The organism is Vibrio sp. PNB23_22_6 (genome assembly GCF_052877535.1).
This window is the reverse complement of sequence record NZ_JBNFXP010000057.1, coordinates 1-2,033: the sequence shown is the minus strand read 5'-3', so window position 1 is coordinate 2,033 and position 2,033 is coordinate 1. Positions and strand designations below refer to the sequence as shown.

The 2,033-nt window shown below is 45.1% G+C and carries 1 protein-coding gene, 1 tRNA gene, 1 rRNA gene and 1 pseudogene; all 4 read left to right on the top strand.

Going from position 1 to position 2,033, the window contains the following annotated elements; translation table 11 throughout:
* Window positions 1–78: ribosomal RNA gene (rrf, locus tag ACVA54_RS19585) — 5S ribosomal RNA — on the top strand; the annotation flags it as partial.
* 30 nt (window positions 79–108) lie between these two features.
* Window positions 109–185 (top strand) — tRNA-Asp (locus tag ACVA54_RS19580).
* A gap of 445 nt (window positions 186–630) precedes the next feature.
* A pseudogene (locus tag ACVA54_RS19575) lies at window positions 631–1,341 on the top strand (aldehyde dehydrogenase family protein).
* Between the two features lie 172 nt (window positions 1,342–1,513).
* Window positions 1,514–1,762, top strand: coding sequence for an aldehyde dehydrogenase family protein (locus ACVA54_RS19570; protein WP_446649888.1), 249 nt, complete (start codon window positions 1,514–1,516; stop codon window positions 1,760–1,762).
* Window positions 1,763–2,033 lie beyond the last annotated feature (271 nt).

Genomic DNA, 2,033 nt, shown 5'->3' with positions numbered 1-2,033 from the left:
GCCGAACTCAGAAGTGAAACGAAATAGCGCCGATGGTAGTGTGGGGCTTCCCCATGTGAGAGTAGGACATCGCCAGGTTCTTATTAGACTTAATTGTCTGACCAATGCGGAGCGGTAGTTCAGTTGGTTAGAATACCGGCCTGTCACGCCGGGGGTCGCGGGTTCGAGTCCCGTCCGCTCCGCCACTTATTCAGATAAAGCCCTAGCAGAAATGCTAGGGCTTTTTCGTATATAAAGGAATTTGGTCTGCGATCAACGAGTCCCGCTTGCCTGCAAGCCCAGCCGCTCCATCACTTATTCAGACAAAACCCTAAACTGCGCGTACCGGAAGAAATGTTAGGGCTTTTTACATCTGTGCTTCTTGCTCTAATCGATTGTTCTTTTGCAATTCTTTAATCACTTACTCACGGACGGTATTACTTCTGTGCATTCATCTGCTTTTTATAAGCAAATGATGAGTCTATATCTCTGACATTCACGATGAGAAAACGATGTTTGCTTTACTCTTATTTACCTGTGGGACTACCCTAATAAGAATTCCCATAGGAGCGCAGTCTAATATTGCAGAAATTACAGAGTGAAGCGCTAAAAGTATTGTTTGAAAACCTGTCTTACAACGGTGGCTTTGCGGTGATAAATCCTGCGACAGAGCAGGATCTAATACGTTTAAAGACAAGCGCCTTAGAAGATATAGACGCTCAGCTTGTAGCGTGTAAGCATGCTCAAGTTGAATGGGCTAAACTAAGTGCTAAATCTCGCTCAGCATTTCTTAAAAAGTGGTTCCAATTACTTGTAGAGCACACTGAGGGTATCATCCTTGAGCAAAGGAAATCTCTAGTGGAGAGCCGAGGAGAAGCCGCATATGGAGCATCTCTTGTTGAATGGTTCGCAGACGTAGCTAAACGTGCTTATGGTGAGGTTATCCCATGCTCTCATGAAAGACGACTCTCCACTATTAAATAGCCTGTAGGCGTGTGTGCGGCGATTAAACCGTGGAATTTCCCTATTGCAATGCTCACCAGAAAAGCGGCTCCTGCATTGGTTGCGGGTTGTGGCATGGTTATCAAGCCTTCAGAGTTAACATCATTGACCGGCTCTAGTTGTGGTTGAGTTCGCCCATCAAGCTGGTAACCCTAAAGCACCTTATCTATGGTCGTTCCTGAACAAGCTGCGGAGTTTGGTTTCGTGCTCAGTACAGATTCTAGGATCAAGAAAATTTCATTTACAGGTTTGACTCGTGTCGGCAAGATTTTGATGAGGCAGGCAAGCGATACAGTAAAAGCGGTCTCAATGGAGTTCGGTGGGAATGCACATTTATTGTTTTTGAAGATGCCGACTTAGATGCGGCAGCTAATGGGCTGATTGCTTCTAAGTTTCGCAATGCTGGCCAGGCGTCGCTTAGAGGCTATGAACGTTCAAGCGCTACAAGAGGGAGGCTAAACTGCTTAATTAGCCTAAGAAGCGTTCTGGGCGCTTTGTAGAGCCAGTTGTCTTAGACCATGCAGAACAAAGTATTGCTATTGTCCAACAAGAGCGGTTTGGCCCAGTATTGCCTATTGTTACTTTTGAATATGATGAACAAGTACTCATGATGGCTAATGACACAGAGTATGGTTTAGCTTGTTATTTCTATACAGACAGCATGCAACGTATTGTCACGTTTAACGAAGGTTTGGAGTATGGAATGGTTGGTGTCAATGAAGGGCTTATTTCAACAGAAGTCGCACCTTTGGCGCACCAAAGAATCCGGCGTCGGTCGTGAAGGGGCTAAGCAGGAAATAGGTGAATACTTAGAGACAAAATATGTTTGTCTTGGTGGTTTAAGCTGACGACTTGGTTATCTGAATTGGGATAAAACGAGAAAGCGAGGTTTTGAGCCTGGCTTTTTGAATTAGAATAAAATAATCAGTTGATTCTAAATGCAAAAAAGCCGCATCAATGATGCGGCTTCTTTTTATTTGGCTCCTCCTGCTGGGCTCGAACCAGCGACCTGCGGATTAACAGTCCGTCGCTCTACCAACTGAGCTAAGGAG